General features: G+C 61.2%; 13 protein-coding genes and 4 tRNA genes. 14 read left to right on the forward strand and 3 right to left on the reverse strand.

Translation table 11 applies throughout. The features are described from left to right. Positions 1-27 precede the first annotated feature (27 nt). The 13 genes from DNK59_RS10205 to DNK59_RS10265 all read left to right on the forward strand — a co-directional run bounded on the left by DNK59_RS10205 (position 28) and on the right by DNK59_RS10265 (position 12,324). The gene (locus tag DNK59_RS10205; RefSeq protein WP_110723109.1) at positions 28-2,619 is read left to right on the forward strand and encodes a FimV/HubP family polar landmark protein; all 2,592 of its coding nucleotides are present in this window, start codon (positions 28-30) and stop codon (positions 2,617-2,619) included. A gap of 283 nt (positions 2,620-2,902) precedes the next feature. Then, positions 2,903-3,727, forward strand: coding sequence for a tRNA pseudouridine(38-40) synthase TruA (gene truA / locus DNK59_RS10210; RefSeq protein WP_060838408.1), 825 nt, complete (start codon positions 2,903-2,905; stop codon positions 3,725-3,727). A gap of 63 nt (positions 3,728-3,790) precedes the next feature. Further along, positions 3,791-4,423, forward strand: coding sequence for a phosphoribosylanthranilate isomerase (locus DNK59_RS10215; RefSeq protein ID WP_092316458.1), 633 nt, complete (start codon positions 3,791-3,793; stop codon positions 4,421-4,423). A 259-nt stretch (positions 4,424-4,682) separates the two neighbouring features. Next, entirely contained in the window at positions 4,683-5,603 is a 921-nt protein-coding gene (accD, locus tag DNK59_RS10220) for an acetyl-CoA carboxylase, carboxyltransferase subunit beta (protein ID WP_110723110.1), read from the forward strand. Then, positions 5,600-6,907, forward strand: coding sequence for a bifunctional tetrahydrofolate synthase/dihydrofolate synthase (gene folC / locus DNK59_RS10225; protein WP_110723111.1), 1,308 nt, complete (start codon positions 5,600-5,602; stop codon positions 6,905-6,907). The genes accD and folC overlap by 4 nt, the downstream gene beginning before the upstream one ends. Next, on the forward strand, positions 6,891-7,544 hold the full coding sequence (locus DNK59_RS10230; RefSeq protein ID WP_110723112.1) for an SPOR domain-containing protein: 654 nt from the start codon (positions 6,891-6,893) through the stop codon (positions 7,542-7,544). The genes folC and DNK59_RS10230 overlap by 17 nt, the downstream gene beginning before the upstream one ends. A 98-nt stretch (positions 7,545-7,642) precedes the next feature. After that, positions 7,643-8,200: a CvpA family protein gene (locus tag DNK59_RS10235; protein WP_016968003.1), complete on the forward strand. Its 558-nt coding sequence runs from the start codon at positions 7,643-7,645 to the stop codon at positions 8,198-8,200. A 41-nt stretch (positions 8,201-8,241) separates the two neighbouring features. Then, positions 8,242-9,747 carry an amidophosphoribosyltransferase gene (gene purF, locus DNK59_RS10240; protein WP_060838413.1) on the forward strand — a complete coding sequence of 502 codons (1,506 nt, stop codon included), beginning with the start codon at positions 8,242-8,244 and terminating at the stop codon, positions 9,745-9,747. A 36-nt stretch (positions 9,748-9,783) separates the two neighbouring features. Next, positions 9,784-10,995 (forward strand): O-succinylhomoserine sulfhydrylase, encoded by a 1,212-nt coding sequence (locus DNK59_RS10245; protein WP_016968005.1) that lies wholly within the window; start codon positions 9,784-9,786, stop codon positions 10,993-10,995. Continuing rightward, positions 10,992-11,768 carry an SDR family oxidoreductase gene (locus DNK59_RS10250; protein WP_110723113.1) on the forward strand — a complete coding sequence of 259 codons (777 nt, stop codon included), beginning with the start codon at positions 10,992-10,994 and terminating at the stop codon, positions 11,766-11,768. The genes DNK59_RS10245 and DNK59_RS10250 overlap by 4 nt, the downstream gene beginning before the upstream one ends. Before the next feature lie 167 nt (positions 11,769-11,935). Beyond that, a tRNA-Val gene (locus DNK59_RS10255) sits at positions 11,936-12,011 on the forward strand. 58 nt (positions 12,012-12,069) lie between these two features. Beyond that, a tRNA-Asp gene (locus DNK59_RS10260) sits at positions 12,070-12,146 on the forward strand. Between the two features lie 101 nt (positions 12,147-12,247). Beyond that, a tRNA-Asp gene (locus DNK59_RS10265) sits at positions 12,248-12,324 on the forward strand. A gap of 196 nt (positions 12,325-12,520) precedes the next feature. Here DNK59_RS10265 and DNK59_RS10270 read toward each other — a convergent pair. Further along, the gene (locus DNK59_RS10270) at positions 12,521-13,804 is read right to left on the reverse strand and encodes an FAD-binding oxidoreductase (RefSeq protein WP_060838416.1); all 1,284 of its coding nucleotides are present in this window, start codon (positions 13,802-13,804) and stop codon (positions 12,521-12,523) included. Between the two features lie 187 nt (positions 13,805-13,991). On the opposite strand from DNK59_RS10270, the gene DNK59_RS10275 reads away from it, so the two are divergent. Continuing rightward, a tRNA-Val gene (locus tag DNK59_RS10275) sits at positions 13,992-14,068 on the forward strand. A gap of 599 nt (positions 14,069-14,667) precedes the next feature. Here DNK59_RS10275 and prfH read toward each other — a convergent pair. Both prfH and DNK59_RS10285 read right to left on the reverse strand, forming a co-directional pair. Further along, complete coding sequence (gene prfH, locus DNK59_RS10280) at positions 14,668-15,285, reverse strand: peptide chain release factor H (RefSeq protein WP_110723166.1); 618 nt, start codon at positions 15,283-15,285, stop codon at positions 14,668-14,670. Further along, complete coding sequence (locus tag DNK59_RS10285; RefSeq protein WP_110723114.1) at positions 15,285-16,418, reverse strand: RNA ligase RtcB family protein; 1,134 nt, start codon at positions 16,416-16,418, stop codon at positions 15,285-15,287. Before DNK59_RS10285 ends, prfH begins: the two co-directional genes overlap by 1 nt. Positions 16,419-16,790: the final 372 nt, after the last annotated feature.

Consider the following 16,790-nt stretch of genomic DNA (forward strand, 5'->3'; position numbering starts at 1 on the left):
AGGAAAGTTCAAACAAAGGATGAGGCTATGGTTCAAGTTCGCAAACTGGTGTTAGCAATAGCGGCCGCCTCGGCGCTGTCCTCCGGTATGGCGCAGGCGCTTGGGCTTGGGGAGCTGACCCTGAAGTCGAGTCTGAACCAGCCTTTGGTAGCCGAAATCGAATTGCTCGATATCAAGGACCTGACTGCCGCTGAAGTGGTGCCCAGCCTGGCCCCGGCAGAAGAGTTCGCCAAGGCCGGCGTCGATCGTCAGGCCTTTCTCAATGACCTGAGTTTTACCCCCGTTCTCAATCCCGGCGGCAAGAGTGTGCTGCGGGTGACTTCGAGCCAGCCGCTGTCCGAGCCGATGGTCAAGTTCCTGGTGCAGGTGATGTGGCCCAACGGCCGCCTGCTGCGCGATTACAGCGTGCTGCTGGATCCTTCGAAATTTTCCCCGCAAGCCGCCGCTGCCGCCCAGGCTGCTCCGGTCGCAGGTCCGGCGGTGAATGCCCCGGTAACCCGGGGCAACAAAGTCAGCAAGCCCGTGCAATACACCACCGCAGCCCGCGACACGCTGTGGGAGATTGCCGCGAAGAATCGCAATGGCGCGTCGATCCAGCAAACCATGCTCGCAATCCAGGCGTTGAACCCGGATGCCTTTATCGACGGCAACATCAATCGATTGAAAGCTGGCAGGGTCCTGCGTCTGCCTGACGTAGTACAGAGCACGGCATTGGCGCAGCCCAAGGCCATTGCCGAGGTGGCTGCACAAAACGCGGCCTGGCGCCAGGGGCGTCGTGCCGGAGCCCGCAGTCAGCAGCAGGTGGACGCCACCCGTCGTGCCGGTGCTGACAAGGCACCCAAGCAGGTCAATACCAAGGACAACTTGAGCCTGGTCTCGGCAGAAAGCGGCAAGGCGCGAGGCAAGGGGGCGGCAGGTGACAGCAAGGCGCTGAACAACAAGCTGGCGGTGACTCAGGAAAGTCTCGACGCGACCCGTCGCGACAACGCCGAGCTCAAGGAGCGTATGGCGGATCTGCAGAGCCAGCTGGACAAGCTGCAGCGTCTGATCGAGTTGAAGAACAACCAGTTGGCCAAACTGCAGGCCGAGGGCGCGGCGCCGGCTGCTCAGCCTGTACCGGCGATGCCGGCCGAGCTGGTGGCCAAGCCTGAGGCTGCGGCCCCGGTAGTGGCGCCAGTGGTTCCTGCGGCGCCAGTCAGCGAACCGGCTGCCGCGCCGGCAGTGGATGAGGTGGCCAAGACCGACGAAGACAAATATGGCGACCTGCTGACCAACCCGATCCTGCTGGGACTGGTAGGCGGCGGTGCGGTAGTGGCGGTTCTGTTGCTGTTGCTGTTGCTTGCGCGTCGACGCAAGGCCCAGCAGGAAGCGGAAAAGCACCTGCGCATGGCGCGGGCCTTGTCCGAGGAAAGCAATGACTTCACCGAGGAGCTGGAATTGCCGGAAGGCAGTTTCGAAGGCCTTGAAGTTCCACCACCGAGCGTCAAGCTGGCTCCAGCTCCAGCTCCAGCTCCAGCTCCAGCTCCAGCTCCAGCTCCGGTGGTGGCACCCATCCCGGCGGCACCGCTGGAACGAGCCACGGACGTGCTGGGCCAGGCACAGAATCATATCGACGGTGGTCGTCTGAACCAGGCTGCTGCGCTGCTTGAAGAGGCGGTCAAGCTGGAGCCGCAGCGCAGTGATCTGCGCCTCAAGCTGATGGAGGTGTACGCGCATCAGGGTGATCGCAGCGCCTTTGTCGCCGAGGAGCGGCAACTGGTGGCCAATGGCGATAACCATGCCCAGGTCGAACAGCTCAAAAGCCGTTTCCCGGCGATGGTCGCAGTGGCTGCAGCTGCTGGTCTGGCGGCCGCCGCGGTGGCAGCGGAGCTGGATGCCCAGTACGTCAAGGAGCTGTTGGACGAGCCGCAATCCCCTGAGCCTGCTGCTCCTGTCGAAGGGCTGGATGCGGACTTCGATCTGAGCCTGGACGATCTGGAAGCTGCCTCGCCTGCGGTCGTGGTGTCCGAGCCTGCGATCGAGCTGGAAGACTTCCCGCTGGATGATGACCTGAGTTTTGGCTCGGTCCTGGAGCAGCAGACCGCCGCTCAGGAAAGCCTGGATGATCTTGGTGACTTCGATCTGGACCTGGGGGCCGATCTGCCCGCAGCGACCCAGAACGATGAGGATTTCCTGCTGAGCCTTGAGGATGATCTCAAGGATGTGCCGGCTGGCGATGTGCCTACCGTTACGGAAGCGGCGCTGGATGATCTGGACTTGTCGGCGGATTTCGATCTGTCCCTGGCCGATGAGATGGATGGAGCCACCGAGGCCAAGGATGCGTTCGCTTCCGAGCTGGATGATGTCAACGCCGAGCTGGATCGTCTGGCGCAGAGTCTGGATCAACCTGAGCCGGCGGTGCCGAGTTTCACGGCTGAAGATGCAGCGGCAGCGCCTGAAGAGGCTGACTTCGACTTCCTTTCCGGCAGCGATGAAGTGGCCACCAAGCTCGATCTGGCCCAGGCCTACATCGATATGGGTGACAACGACGGCGCGCGGGACATCCTTGGCGAAGTACTCAGCGAAGGCAGTGAAGGGCAGAAGAGTGAAGCCCAGGAAATGCTGGCGCGACTGGCCTGAAGCCGGATCCCGCTTGACCAGAACGGCAGCCGATGAGGCTGCCGTTTTTTGTTGGTGCCGTTTTTCCGGGAGGATGGATCGCAGTGCCTGGATCGGGCGGGGCATTGCTCTCTTTGCCCGGTCCCGAGCGAGGCATGGCAATGAAATGGCGGTCGATGCGCTCAATCTTCAACTAAACCATGGCGGTGCATGGCGTCTGCTCCCTGCGGCCTTATAATGAGCGCCTTTGCGCATATCAGCAGGCTGTAAGTTCTTGGCAAATATAGATAACCCGGCTGCCGAAATGGCCGCCGAAGGCTTTTCCCGCATTGCTCTGGGTGTTGAATACAAGGGGTCGCGCTATCGCGGTTGGCAGCGTCAGGCTACTGGTGTGCCCAGCGTCCAGGAAACTCTGGAGAAAGCCCTGTCCAGAGTCGCGGACTCTCCCGTGCTGGTGTCCTGTGCGGGGCGCACTGATGCTGGTGTGCATGCCTGCGGTCAGGTGGTGCATTTCGACACCCAGGCCGTGCGCTCGATGAAAGCATGGGTGATGGGGGCCAATATCAACCTGCCCCACGACATCAGTGTCAGCTGGGCTCAGGAAATGCCCGCGCATTTCCATGCGCGGTTCAAGGCCATAGCCCGGCGCTATCGCTATGTGATCTACAACGATCAGATCCGTCCGGCTCATCTCAATGAAGAGGTCACCTGGAATCACCGCCCCCTGGATACCGAGCGCATGGCCCAGGCCGCGCAGTTTCTGTTGGGTACCCATGATTTCAGCGCCTTTCGGGCGGGGCAGTGCCAGGCCAAGTCGCCGATCAAGGAGATTCATCACCTGCGGGTTACCCGGCACGGCAAGATGATCGTCCTGGATATTCGTGCCAGTGCCTTCCTGCACCACATGGTGCGCAACATTGCCGGGGTCTTGATGACCATTGGCGCCGGCGAGCGCCCGGTGGAGTGGGCGCGGGAAGTGTTGGAGAGTCGGGTTCGTCGCGCGGGAGGGGTCACCGCCCATCCTTTTGGCCTGTACCTGGTTCAGGTCGAGTACAAGGACGAGTTTGCGCTGCCGGAGCGCTACATCGGGCCACATTTCCTTACCGGTTGGCCTGAACTTGACGGCTGACGCCCGGAAAAGCATTTGCTACCATCCGGAACTTTCCGAATTTGCCCCCGAGGTTCACACGACATGTCAGCTGTTCGCAGCAAGATTTGCGGGATTACCCGCATAGAAGACGCGTTGGCGGCCGTGAAGGCGGGGGCTGACGCCATTGGCCTGGTGTTCTATGCCAAGAGTCCGCGGGCGGTGTCGGTGCAGCAGGCGCGGGCGATCATCGCCGCCTTGCCGCCGTTCGTGACCACGGTCGGGCTGTTCGTCAATGCCAGTCGTTGCGAGCTGGGGGAGATCCTCGATGCCGTACCGCTGGATCTGCTGCAGTTTCACGGCGATGAGTCGGCGGCCGATTGCGCCGGCTATCACCGTCCCTATATCAAGGCGCTGCGGGTCAAGGCCGGAGACGATATTGCCGCGGCTTGCCTGGCGTATCCGCAGGCCAGCGGAATTCTGCTGGATACCTATGTCGAGGGCGTGCCGGGGGGAACTGGCGAGGCTTTTGACTGGTCACTGGTTCCTCGGCAAGTGAGCAAGCCGATCATCCTGGCCGGCGGCCTCAGTGCGCAGAACGTTGCCCAGGCCATTGCCCAGGTTCGTCCTTATGCCGTGGATGTCAGTGGCGGAGTCGAGCAGAGCAAGGGCATCAAGGATCCGGCCAAGATCCGGGCATTTATGCAGGCTGTGCGTCGCAGCAGTGAGTCGATGTGACGGCTGGCAGTCTGCCGCCGTCCATAACACCACTGTACAAAACAGGCAGGCGTCGCCTTCAGGCGAGGCCGGAATCGAGTGGCAACCGCTCTATTGCGGGTTGTCGGGATGGCTGAGGAACGTTTCGTTGCAGGCAGGTCGAGCCCGGTGCTGACCGCGGTAGCGAAGTGAACATCGCCGCACACATGAATTTAGCTCAAGGGCATACGCGGGGTTGCGAACCAGAGCGTTCGGGCCGCCGGTACTGGAGAAAGAAAGCATGAGCAACTGGTTAGTAGACAAACTGATCCCTTCGATCATGCGTTCCGAGGTGAAGAAAAGCTCGGTGCCTGAAGGTCTGTGGCACAAGTGCCCATCCTGCGAGGCGGTGCTTTATCGCCCGGAGCTGGAAAAGACCCTGGATGTTTGCCCCAAGTGCAATCACCACATGCGTATCGGCGCGCGGGCGCGCATCGACATCTTCCTGGATGCCGAGGGGCGTGCCGAGCTGGGCGCCGATCTGGAGCCAGTGGATCGCCTGAAGTTTCGTGACGGCAAGAAGTACAAGGACCGCCTGATCGCGGCGCAGAAGCAGACTGGCGAGAAGGACGCGCTGATTTCCATGAGCGGCACCCTGCTGGGCATGCCGGTGGTGGTCTCGGCCTTTGAGTTCTCCTTCATGGGCGGCTCCATGGGGGCGATCGTCGGCGAGCGTTTTGTTCGTGCGGCCAACTACGCCCTGGAAAACCGTTGCCCGATGATCTGCTTCTCCGCCTCCGGTGGTGCACGGATGCAGGAAGCGCTGATTTCCCTGATGCAGATGGCCAAGACTTCCGCGGTACTGGCACGCCTGCGTGAAGAAGGTATTCCCTTCGTCTCCGTGCTGACCGACCCGGTCTACGGCGGGGTATCCGCCAGCCTGGCCATGCTGGGTGACGTAATTGTCGCCGAGCCCAAGGCTCTGGTGGGCTTTGCCGGTCCGCGGGTCATCGAGCAGACCGTGCGGGAAAAACTGCCTGAGGGCTTCCAGCGCAGTGAGTTCCTCCTGGAGCATGGGGCGATCGACATGATCATTTCCCGTCAGGAGTTGCGTCCGCGCCTGGGCAACCTGCTGGCCCAACTGATGGGCCTGCCGACGCCTGAATTTGTCGCGGCACCCGTTGAACCTATTGTGGTTCCGCCGGCTCCAGCAAACCTATGACCCAACGTACCCTGGGCGATTGGCTCGCCTACCTTGAGCAGTTGCACCCTTCGGCCATCGACATGGGGCTGGAGCGCTCGCAACAGGTAGTGGCCCGGATGGGGCTGGGCAAGCCGGCGCCTCGGGTGATCACGGTTACCGGAACCAACGGCAAGGGCTCTACCTGCGCCTTTGTCGCCTCCCTGCTGCGAGCCCAGGGCTTGCGGGTGGGGGTCTACAGCTCACCGCACCTGCTGCGTTACAACGAGCGGGTGCAGGTCAATGGCCTTGAGGCTTCCGATCAGCAGTTGTGTGAAGCCTTTGCGGCGGTAGAAGCGGGGCGCGGTGACACTTCCCTGACCTATTTCGAAATGGGCACGCTGGCGGCGTTCTGGCTGTTCCAGCGGGCGGCGCTGGATGCGGTGGTGCTGGAGGTCGGTCTGGGCGGGCGCCTGGATGCGGTCAATCTGGTGGATGCCGACCTGGCGCTGGTGACCAGCATTGGCGTCGATCATATCGAGTACCTGGGGGATTCCCGGGAGTCGGTGGCCTTTGAGAAGGCCGGGATCTTCCGTGCTGGTGCGCCCGCGTTGTGTGGCGACCTGAATCCGCCGCAGCCGCTGCTGGACAAGGCGCGGGAGCTGGGCTGTCCGTTTTTCCTCCGGGGGCGGGATTTCGATCTGGCACTTACCGAGAAGCATTGGCAGTGGCGCGGCCTGGATGCCCAGGGCCATCAGGTCGAGCTGCGGGACCTGCCGTTGCTTGATCTACCTATGGAGAACGCGGCGCTGGCCTTGCAGGCTTATCTGCTCACCGGGTTGCCCTGGCAGCCTGAGCAAATAGGCGCGGCGTTGCAGCGGACCCGGGTCACCGGACGCCTGGATCGTCGGCAGGTCGAATGGCAGGGCAAGCGCCTGAACCTGCTCCTGGATGTGGGGCACAACCCCCATGCCGCGCAGTACCTGGCCGAGCGCCTGGCACGTCGACCGCTGAACGGTCGGCGCTTGGCGGTATTTGGCCTGCTGGCGGACAAGGATCTGCCGGGGGTGGTGGGGTGTCTGCAGTCTTCGGTCCAGAGCTGGGCGGTAGCGCCGCTGGATTCGCCCAGGGCGCGTCCGGTGCGGGATCTTCAGGACGCACTGGAGAGTCTTGGCGCTTCGGTAGCGTCCTACGCCAGTGTTGCGGCGGCATTGGAAGCGCAATGCGCGCAAGCGACCGCGGATGATGAAATTCTGCTGTTCGGATCTTTTTATTGTGTCGCCGAGGCGCTTGAGTGGCTCGCCCGGCGCTCCACGGAGGAAGCTGCACATGGCAATGCTGGATAACGTCTACAAGCAGCGAATGGTTGGAGCACTGGTTCTGGTGGCGTTGGCGGTGATCTTCCTGCCGATGTTGTTCTCGCGCGAGGATGAGCAGCGCCACGTAGCGGTTGAAGCACCTCCTGTGCCGCAGGCCTCGGCCATGCCGCAGGTTCAGGTTGAGCCTGTGGTGGTTCCCGAGCCCAAAGCGTTGCCTCAGGAGCCGGTGCCTGTCGAGGAGCCGGTGGTGCAGCAGGTTGCGCCTTCCATGCCGATTGCCCCGAGTGCCCCGGCGGTTGCTCCGGCGCCTGCGGTGGCCAGTAAACCGGTGCCAAAGCCTGCGCCTGTTCCGGCCCCAGCCCCGGCCCAACCGATTGCCGCCGCCAAGCCCGACACCAGTCAGAGTCGGATCGACGCCAATGGCCTGTCTGTCAGCTGGTCGGTGCAGTTGGCCAGCCTGTCGAGCCGTGAAAGCGCCGAAAACCTGCAGAAGACCCTGCGCAGTCAAGGCTATAACGCCTATATCCGTTCTGCCGAAGGCAAGAACCGGGTATTTGTCGGACCGCTGATCGAGCGTGCCGAGGCTGATCGTCTGCGTGACTTGCTGGGTCGTCAGCACAACCTCAAGGGGTTTGTGGTGCGTTTCCAGCCGGAACGTGGCTGAGGCTATCTGGCTGATTTCAAAAGCACAGTGAATCGCAGCTTACCGACAGCCAAGCGCTCTGTTAAAATGCGCCGCCTTATCCGTCTGTAGGCTGCACTGTGCCATTTACCTGGGTTGACTGGGCGATCGTTGCAATAATCGCCATCTCCGCTTTGATCAGCTTGAGCCGCGGTTTCGTCAAAGAAGCCTTGTCGTTGCTTACCTGGATCATCGCAGGAGTCGTTGCCTGGATGTTTGGTGGCTCACTGTCCGAGTACCTCGGCGGTTATATCGAAACTCCCTCGGCTCGCGTGATCGCGGGCTGCGCAATCATGTTTGTCGCCACCTTGCTGGTGGGGGCAATGGTCAACTATCTCATCGGCGAATTGATTCGCGTCACCGGCCTTTCCGGGACCGATCGATTCCTCGGCATGGCCTTCGGCGCTGCGCGTGGCGCGCTGCTGGTGGTCGTGGCGGTCGGGCTCCTGAGCCTGGGGCCGGTACAGCAGGATTCCTGGTGGCAACAGTCGCGGCTGGTGCCACAATTTCTATTGGTCGCAGACTGGTCCAAGAACCTCATCCTGGGGTGGAGCAGTCAGTGGCTGGCCAGCGGTATCAGCGTACCCGCTGAAATACCGTTCAAGGAGCACCTCTTACCGGCCAAAACGCCTCAGTAAGATGGGTTCAGTTCAGTTTCATTAAGTAGGGGTTGCGTCGCATGTGTGGCATCGTCGGTATCGTCGGTAAGTCGAACGTCAATCAGGCGCTGTATGACGCGCTAACCGTCCTCCAGCACCGCGGCCAGGACGCTGCCGGTATCGTGACCAGCCATGATGGCCGGTTATTCCTGCGCAAGGACAATGGCCTGGTGCGTGATGTGTTCCAGCAACGGCACATGCAGCGCCTGGTGGGCCACATGGGCATTGGCCATGTGCGTTATCCAACCGCGGGCAGCTCGACCTCCGCCGAGGCTCAGCCGTTCTACGTCAACTCGCCTTATGGCATCACCCTGGCGCACAACGGCAACCTGACCAATGTTGAGCAGTTGGCCAAGGAGATCTACGAGTCCGACCTGCGCCACGTCAACACCAACTCCGACTCCGAAGTGTTGCTCAACGTGTTCGCTCACGAGCTGGCCCAGCGCGGCAAGCTGCAACCGACCGAGGAAGACGTGTTTGCTGCGGTGACTGATGTGCACAACCGCTGCGTCGGTGGTTACGCGGTGGTGGCCATGATCACCGGTTACGGCATTGTCGGTTTCCGTGATCCCCACGGCATCCGCCCGATCGTTTTTGGCCAGCGTCATACCGACGAAGGCGTGGAATACATGATCGCCTCGGAAAGCGTTTCTCTGGATGTATTGGGCTTTACCCTGATTCGCGACCTGGCTCCGGGCGAAGCGGTCTACATCACTGAAGAGGGCAAGCTCTACACCCGTCAGTGCGCAACCAACCCGCAGCTCACGCCGTGCATCTTCGAACACGTCTACCTGGCCCGTCCCGATTCGATCATCGACGGTGTCTCGGTGTACAAGGCGCGGCTGCGCATGGGCGAGAAGCTGGCCGAGAAGATCCTGCGCGAGCGTCCGCAGCACGATATCGATGTGGTGATTCCGATTCCCGACACCAGCCGTACCGCCGCGCTGGAGCTGGCCAACCACCTGGGGGTCAAGTTCCGTGAAGGTTTCGTCAAGAACCGCTACATCGGCCGGACCTTCATCATGCCGGGCCAGGCGGCGCGGAAAAAATCCGTACGCCAGAAGCTCAATGCCATCGAACTGGAGTTCCGCGGCAAGAACGTGATGCTGGTGGACGACTCCATCGTTCGCGGGACCACCTGCAAGCAGATCATCCAGATGGCCCGTGAAGCCGGCGCGAAGAACGTCTACTTCTGCTCGGCGGCTCCGGCGGTTCGTTACCCGAACGTCTACGGCATCGACATGCCAAGCGCCCATGAGTTGATTGCTCACAATCGTTCGACCCAGGACGTGGCTGACCTGATCGGCGCCGACTGGCTGATCTACCAGGATCTGCCGGACCTGATCGAGGCGGTCGGTGGCGGCAAGATCAAGATCGAGAACTTCGACTGCGCGGTGTTCGATGGCAAGTACGTCACCGGTGACGTCGACGAGGCCTATCTGAACAAGATCGAGAACGCTCGCAACGACGCGTCCAAGGCCAAGACCCAGGCGGTCAGCGCCATCATCGATCTGTACAACAACTGATTAGAGCATTTTAAGAAGACATTAGGAGTAGGCGGCATGAGTCAGGATTGGGATGCCGGTCGGCTGGACAGCGACCTTGAAGGCGTAGCGTTCGATACCCTGGCGGTGCGCGCCGGCCAACACCGTTCGCCGGAAGGCGAGCACGGTGATCCGATGTTCTTCACCTCCAGCTATGTGTTTCGTACAGCTGCCGACGCCGCTGCACGGTTCGCCGGCGAAGTGCCGGGCAACGTCTATTCGCGCTACACCAACCCTACGGTGCGCTCGTTCGAAGAGCGCATCGCGGCGCTGGAGGGTGCTGAGCAGGCGGTCGCCACGGCCACCGGCATGGCGGCCATTCTCTCGGTGGTCATGAGTCTGTGCAGCGCCGGCGATCATGTGCTGGTGTCGCGCAGCGTGTTCGGCTCGACCATCAGCCTGTTCGAGAAGTACTTCAAGCGTTTTGGTGTTGAAGTCGATTACGTGCCCCTGGCGGATCTGTCCGGCTGGGATGCGGCGATCAAGAGCAACACCAAGCTGCTGTTTGTCGAATCTCCCTCCAATCCGCTGGCCGAGCTGGTGGATATCGCCGCCTTGGCTGAACTGGCGCATGCCAAGGGCGCGATGCTGGTGGTCGACAACTGCTTCTGCACCCCGGCTTTGCAGCAACCCTTGAAGCTGGGCGCGGACGTGGTGGTGCATTCGGCCACCAAGTTCATCGACGGCCAGGGTCGTTGCATGGGGGGCGTGGTCGCTGGGCGCAGCGAGCAGATGAAAGAAGTGGTGGGCTTTCTGCGCACTGCGGGGCCGACCCTGAGTCCGTTCAATGCCTGGATCTTCCTCAAGGGGCTGGAAACCCTGAGCCTGCGGATGCGTGCTCACTGTGCCAATGCCCTGGCTCTGGCGCAGTGGCTTGAGCAGCAGGACGGTGTCGAGAAGGTGCACTACGCCGGTCTTGCCAGCCACCCGCAACACGAGCTGGCCAAGCGTCAGCAGCGTGGTTTCGGCGCGGTGGTGAGCTTCGAGGTCAAGGGCGGCAAAGAGGGCGCCTGGCGCTTTATCGATGCCACTCGCCTGATTTCGATCACGGCCAACCTGGGTGACAGCAAAACCACCATCACCCATCCGAGCACCACGTCCCACGGCCGCCTGGCGCCGCAGGAACGTGAAGCGGCCGGTATTCGCGACAGCCTGATCCGCATTGCGGTGGGCCTGGAGGATGTGGCTGATCTGCAGGCCGACCTGGCTCGTGGGTTGGCAGCCTTGTGATCGAGTTGTCCACGCCTCAGGGTGGCGGCAACGGACGTGTCGCGCTGGTTACCGGTGCGGCACGAGGCATTGGCCTGGGTATCGCTGCCTGGCTGATCAGCGAAGGCTGGCAGGTGGTGCTGACCGATGTGGATCGGGACCGTGGCTCCAAGGTGGCCAGGGTGCTGGGGGAAAGTGCCTGGTTCATCAGCATGGATGTGGCTGACGAGGCGCAAGTTGCCCAAGGTGTGGCTGAGGTTCTGGGGCAGTTCGGGCGCCTGGATGCCTTGGTCTGCAACGCCGCCGTGGCAGATCCTCACAACATCACCCTGGAAAGTCTGGATCTGGCCTACTGGAATCGCGTCATGGCGGTGAACCTGAGTGGGCCGATGTTGCTGGCCAAGCACTGTGCGCCGTATCTGCGCGCCCATGGCGGTGCGATCGTCAACCTGGCGTCCACCCGTGCCCGGCAATCCGAGCCTGACAGCGAAGCCTATGCGGCGAGCAAGGGTGGCTTGCTGGCTCTGACCCATGCCCTGGCAATCAGCTTGGGACCGGAGATTCGAGTCAATGCGGTAAGTCCGGGCTGGATTGATGCGCGTGATCCGGCGCAGCGCCGTGCCGAGCCTTTATCCGATGCCGATCATGCCCAGCATCCTGCGGGCAGGGTAGGGACGGTGGAGGATGTGGCGTCGATGGTGGCCTGGCTGCTGTCGCGCAATTCGGGTTTTGTCACCGGCCAGGAGTTCGTGGTGGATGGCGGCATGACCAAGAAAATGATTTATCAGGCCTAGGGCTGCATCAGGCTTTGAGTGGCAAGTGAGTAGTGCGGCTGCGTGTCAGCCGTTTTTTTCTTGTTGCTTGCAACTAGGCGCTTGCCACTGTTTTTGAAAAAAACTTCAAGCCTGCTATTGACTTAGCTTCGTTACCTGCGTAAATTTCGCGGCCTCAGCGAAGCAAAGGGTGATTAGCTCAGCCGGGAGAGCATCTGCCTTACAAGCAGAGGGTCGGCGGTTCGATCCCGTCATCACCCACCATTCCTGAGTGTCTTTTGCAAGAAAGACGGAAGCTTCCACGGAAGCATCCAACCGACGCGCAGCGGTAGTTCAGTCGGTTAGAATACCGGCCTGTCACGCCGGGGGTCGCGGGTTCGAGTCCCGTCCGCTGCGCCATATTTTCCAAGTCAGGCTCGCCTGGTTTGAGATCGAAAAGCCTCGAAACTCTTCTTTCAGACGATTTAAACGATTCACCTGGACGCAAGTCCAAGCGATACGCAGCGGTAGTTCAGTCGGTTAGAATACCGGCCTGTCACGCCGGGGGTCGCGGGTTCGAGTCCCGTCCGCTGCGCCATATCTGCCTCAAGGACCACTGAACGCCTTGAAGCAACGAAACAAGCCGCAGGCTTGATTCGCATCGATAGCAAAAGCCCTGGTCGCAAGACCGGGGTTTTTTGTTTTCGGAATTTGCCTTTTTGCAATGCCTGTTGTTTGAGCATAAAAAACCGCCTGTTCGGCGGTTTTTTTGTGTCTGCGAAAAGCTCGTGCTGTCAGAAGCCAAGCTTGTCGCGAAGGCTGTAGTACCAGGCGCCTAGGGCTGTGAAGGGCGTGCGCAGCAACTGGCCGCCAGGGAAGGGGTAGTGGGGCAGGTCGGCGAAGGCGTCAAAGCGCTCTGCCTGGCCGCGCAAGGCCTCGGCCAGTACTTTGCCCGCCAGGTGGGTATAGGTCACGCCGTGGCCGCTGCAGCCTTGGGAGTAGTAGATGTTGTCGCCCAGGCGGCCTACTTGGGGCAGGCGCGACAGGGTCAGCAGGAAGTTGCCGGTCCAGGCGTAGTCGATCTTGACGTTTTTCAGTTGTGGGAACGCCTTGAGCATCTTTGGTCGGATGATCGCTTCGATGTTGGCCGGGTCGCGAGCGCCGTAGACCACGCCGCCGCCGAAAATCAGGCGCTTGTCGCCGCTGAGGCGGTAATAGTCCAGCAGGTAGTTGCAGTCCTCGACGCAGTAGTCCTGGGGCAGCAGGCTGGCTGCCAGCTCGTCGCCCAGGGGCTCGGTAGTGATCACTTGAGTGCCGCAAGGCATGGATTTGGCGGCCAGTTCCGGGATCAGATTGCCCAGATAAGCGTTGCCGGCGACGATGATGAACTTGGCGCGAACTTTACCCTGTGGGGTATGTACAACGGGATTGGCCCCGCGCTCGATGCGCACTGCCGGGGATTGTTCATAGATGGTGCCGCCCAGGGATTCCACGGCCGCCGCTTCGCCCAGTGCCAGGTTCAGCGGATGGATGTGGCCGCCGCTCATGTCGAGCATGCCGCCCTTGTATTGGTCACAGGCCACGACTTCGCGAATCCGTCGCTCGTCCAGCAATTCCAGTTGCGTGTGGCCGTAGCGCTCCCACAGGCGCTTCTGCGACTCCAGGTGACCCATCTGCTTGCTGGTCAGCGCAGCGAACACGCCACCGTCTTTCAGGTCGCACTGGATCTGGTACTTGGCTACCCGCTCGCGAATGATCCGGCCGCCCTCGAACGCCATTTGCCCCAGCAGTTGTGCTTGCTTGGGGCCGACGCTGCGCTCGATCACATCGATGTCGCGGCTATAGCTGTTGACGATCTGTCCGCCATTGCGCCCGGAGGCGCCAAAGCCGACCTTGGCAGCTTCCAGTACCGTTACGCGAAAGCCGTTTTCCAATAGAAACAGGGCGCTGGACAGACCGGTATAACCCGCACCGATCACGCAGATATCGGTTTCCACTTCGCCTTGCAGCAGCGGGCGTTCCGGGGCTGCATTGGCGGATGCGGCGTAGTAGGACTGTGGGTAGGGAATGTGCGCCATCCTGCGACCTCATGTGTTTAATATATTTTACGAGTGCGCCGATGCTACCTGAGTTGTAAAAGCGCTACCAGACAGAAGGAAAAACTTCTTCCAGGTGCCGAAATTAAAAAATTCGCATATTCATAGGCTTAGCTGCAAAAAAGGTGTTGACACCCCTTTGGAATTCCGTAGAATGCCGCCTCACAGCAGGCACGTAGCTCAGTTGGTTAGAGCACCACCTTGACATGGTGGGGGTCGTTGGTTCGAGTCCAATCGCGCCTACCAAACAAAATCCGCTCTGCTGGGCGGTCTAGAAGGGGTTCACCGAGAGGTGAGCCCCTTTTTTGTTTTGTGCGTTTTTTACCGTGCTGCAAAACCCGTTCAGTCCTCGCTGCACTCCCTGTCTTCCTCTTATGGCGCTGCTGATCGTGAAGGCAGTTTGAGTGTGCAGGCTAGTTTGGCGATGAGGCGTCAGAGCGTTTGGCAGAACACTCGCCAATTCTCAATCAGCGGTTCGGCGTTGTCGCCGGCTGTTCGTCGCATCAGTTCCGTCGGTACATCCGAGGGTTCTTCCCATGCGTCCATCCTGGCGTTTGTGGATCGTCCTGTGGGTTGATCCACTGTCGCTATGCCGTTGATTGTCGGTCATTCTCTGCGCCGCTCTTGAAGCGATGGAGCTTGGGTTGCCGATGCTTGCGTTGATCCTCGTCTTCGAAGGTTCCGCTGTTTGTCGGTTGCGCTGTTGCGAGTGCCCGTACTGCTGCGGCGTCGGTTGTCGGGCGGGTTGAAGATCTTTTACGTGCGCACTGGTCTTTTCAAAACTGTGCTCGTCAGTTCTGCGGCAGGGAGTCGTGGTCAGGCACGACTCCCTGTGGGACGGATGATCAGTTCTGAGGGGTGAACCCGTCACCGTTGAAGCTGCGCACCGGGTTACCGCGCTCAACGCTGTGGTGGGCATCGCGGCGTTGCAGGCGCAGCGCCTCGGCAGATTGCTGTTGCCGATCTGCCAGGCGTTGCAGAATCAGTAGGCGCGCAACGCGCTTGTTGTCGTGCTGGCTGCGTTCTGACTGCACTTTCACGCTGATACCACTGGCCAGGTGCGTGGCGCGCACCGCAGAGTCCGTGGTGTTCACATGTTGCCCGCCCGGGCCTGATGCGCGCATGGCTTCAAAGCGGATGGTGCCGTCCATGCTGTCCTCTGGAGCCTTGAACAGTTGGCCGGCGAAATACCAGTTCTTGCGTTTGTATCCCGGGCGATAGGGGCTCTTGCAGGTCCATAGCAGGGTGCCGGTCCAGCGTTCGGCCAGTCGTGCAGCCTGTTCGCCGTCAAGGCTGACCAGTACCGATCTGTAGGTGCCCCGGCCTTGGCCAGCTACCTGCTCGACGAGGCTGGCGCGCACGCCTTGTGCCTCGGCTTCGCGATACAGGAGTTGCAGGGCCTTGGTCACCGCCAGTTCGCACTCGGCGGGCCCCTGGGCGCAAGACAGCTGTAACAGCAGCATCAGCAGCACCCCCGGCGTTTGTAGGTCAGTACCGGCTTGAGCCGCGCGATGATCTGCACCAGGCCGGCATCCCTCAGGCTGCCGACCACGCTGTCGATGTTCTTGTAGGCTTCGGGTGCTTCCTCGTACATCAATCCGCGGTCTTCGCAGATCACTCGGCTGCCCAACTGAGTGCGCTTGAGCTGGTCGAAGCTGAAGCGCGTCGCCAGCCTGTCCTTGCAGTCGCTGCGCAGCCATTTGCGTCCGGCGCCGTGGGCCAGGGAGTAGAGGCTGGCAGCTGCCGGTATTGGATGAACCAGATAGCTGTAGTCGCCCCGGGAGCCCGGGATGACCACCGGACCCTGGTCCGACGGCGTAGCGCCCTTGCGATGCAGCCAGCCTGTAACTCCAGCGACATTCGCTGGCGATACCAGGTTGTGGTTGATGTCCAGGATCGAGCGTCCCTTGGCCCGCAGGTTGTGCAGCAGGCGTTCGGCGATCAATCGCCGGTTGGCTTCGGCGAAACGCAGGGCCGCATCGTGCTCTTGCAAGTACTGAGTGCCGGCGGCGCTGGCCATTACCAGGCCGTTGTGCCCGTGCTGGTCCACATGGCGCCGCAGGATGGCCTCTCCCAGTCCCCTGGAGCCGCTGTGCACCAGCAGCAACAAGGCTTTGGGGTTCAGTTCCAGGGCCTGCAAGGCGCTGGCGTCGTACACCTGGTCGAGCTGTTGCAGCTCGGCGAAGTGATTGCCGCCACCAATGGTGCCCAGCGAGTGTTCATGACCGTTTACCGGCAGCCCCAGCTGCGCCCGTTCTTGATCCCACTGTTCATCCAGGGGGAGATCGATGTTGCCGATTTTCTTTTCCAGCTTGTCGAGGTTGAGGCGGCTGCTGGAAAGGTCGGTTTGCCACAGCGTCATGCCGCAGCCGATGTCGTTGCCCACCAGGGCCGGGTAGGCCATCTCGGTGGAAAAGAATGCTGCCCCCACCGGGTAGCCGCGGCCTGGGTGCAGGTCCGGCATGCCGACCACCTGGCGCATGCCGGGCAGTTGAGCGGTGGTTTGCAGTTGCTGGAGCGCTTTATCTTCGATCCAGGTGGTGTCTGAGGCGATCAGTGAGACGCCGTTCGACAAATGACGGATGCAAGTGTCCATGTCCAATTCCTGATTGGAAAAAAATAGTCAGGTAGTGGCAGGACGAAGCGGGATTAAGCGAAGGCGCTAGCGAGTAGCGGATACAGCGTTTAAACCAGGCACGTCCTGCAAGGGGTGATCAGCTGTTGCATGGTGGATCTCCTTGGCAAAAGTGTGGGAAGGGGCGCGAAGGTTAAACCTTCAGCTGGATCATGACAATGGGGAGTCCCGAATATACAACGCCGGTCCTTGTGGCAAGGCCCGTAAAGCCATGGCCTTGGGCGAGGCCGTTGCTGCGGGCTGTCAGAATGGCGCTTGCCTTGCAGTAGGTTTTTTCTGCGGTCTGACGCCTTTTTTCTGTCGCCTGAGCGATACTCTCGCGTTTTATGGATG

It is taken from the genome of Pseudomonas sp. TKO26 (assembly GCF_003225665.1).
In the GTDB taxonomy this organism is placed as follows: domain Bacteria; phylum Pseudomonadota; class Gammaproteobacteria; order Pseudomonadales; family Pseudomonadaceae; genus Aquipseudomonas; species Aquipseudomonas saponiphila.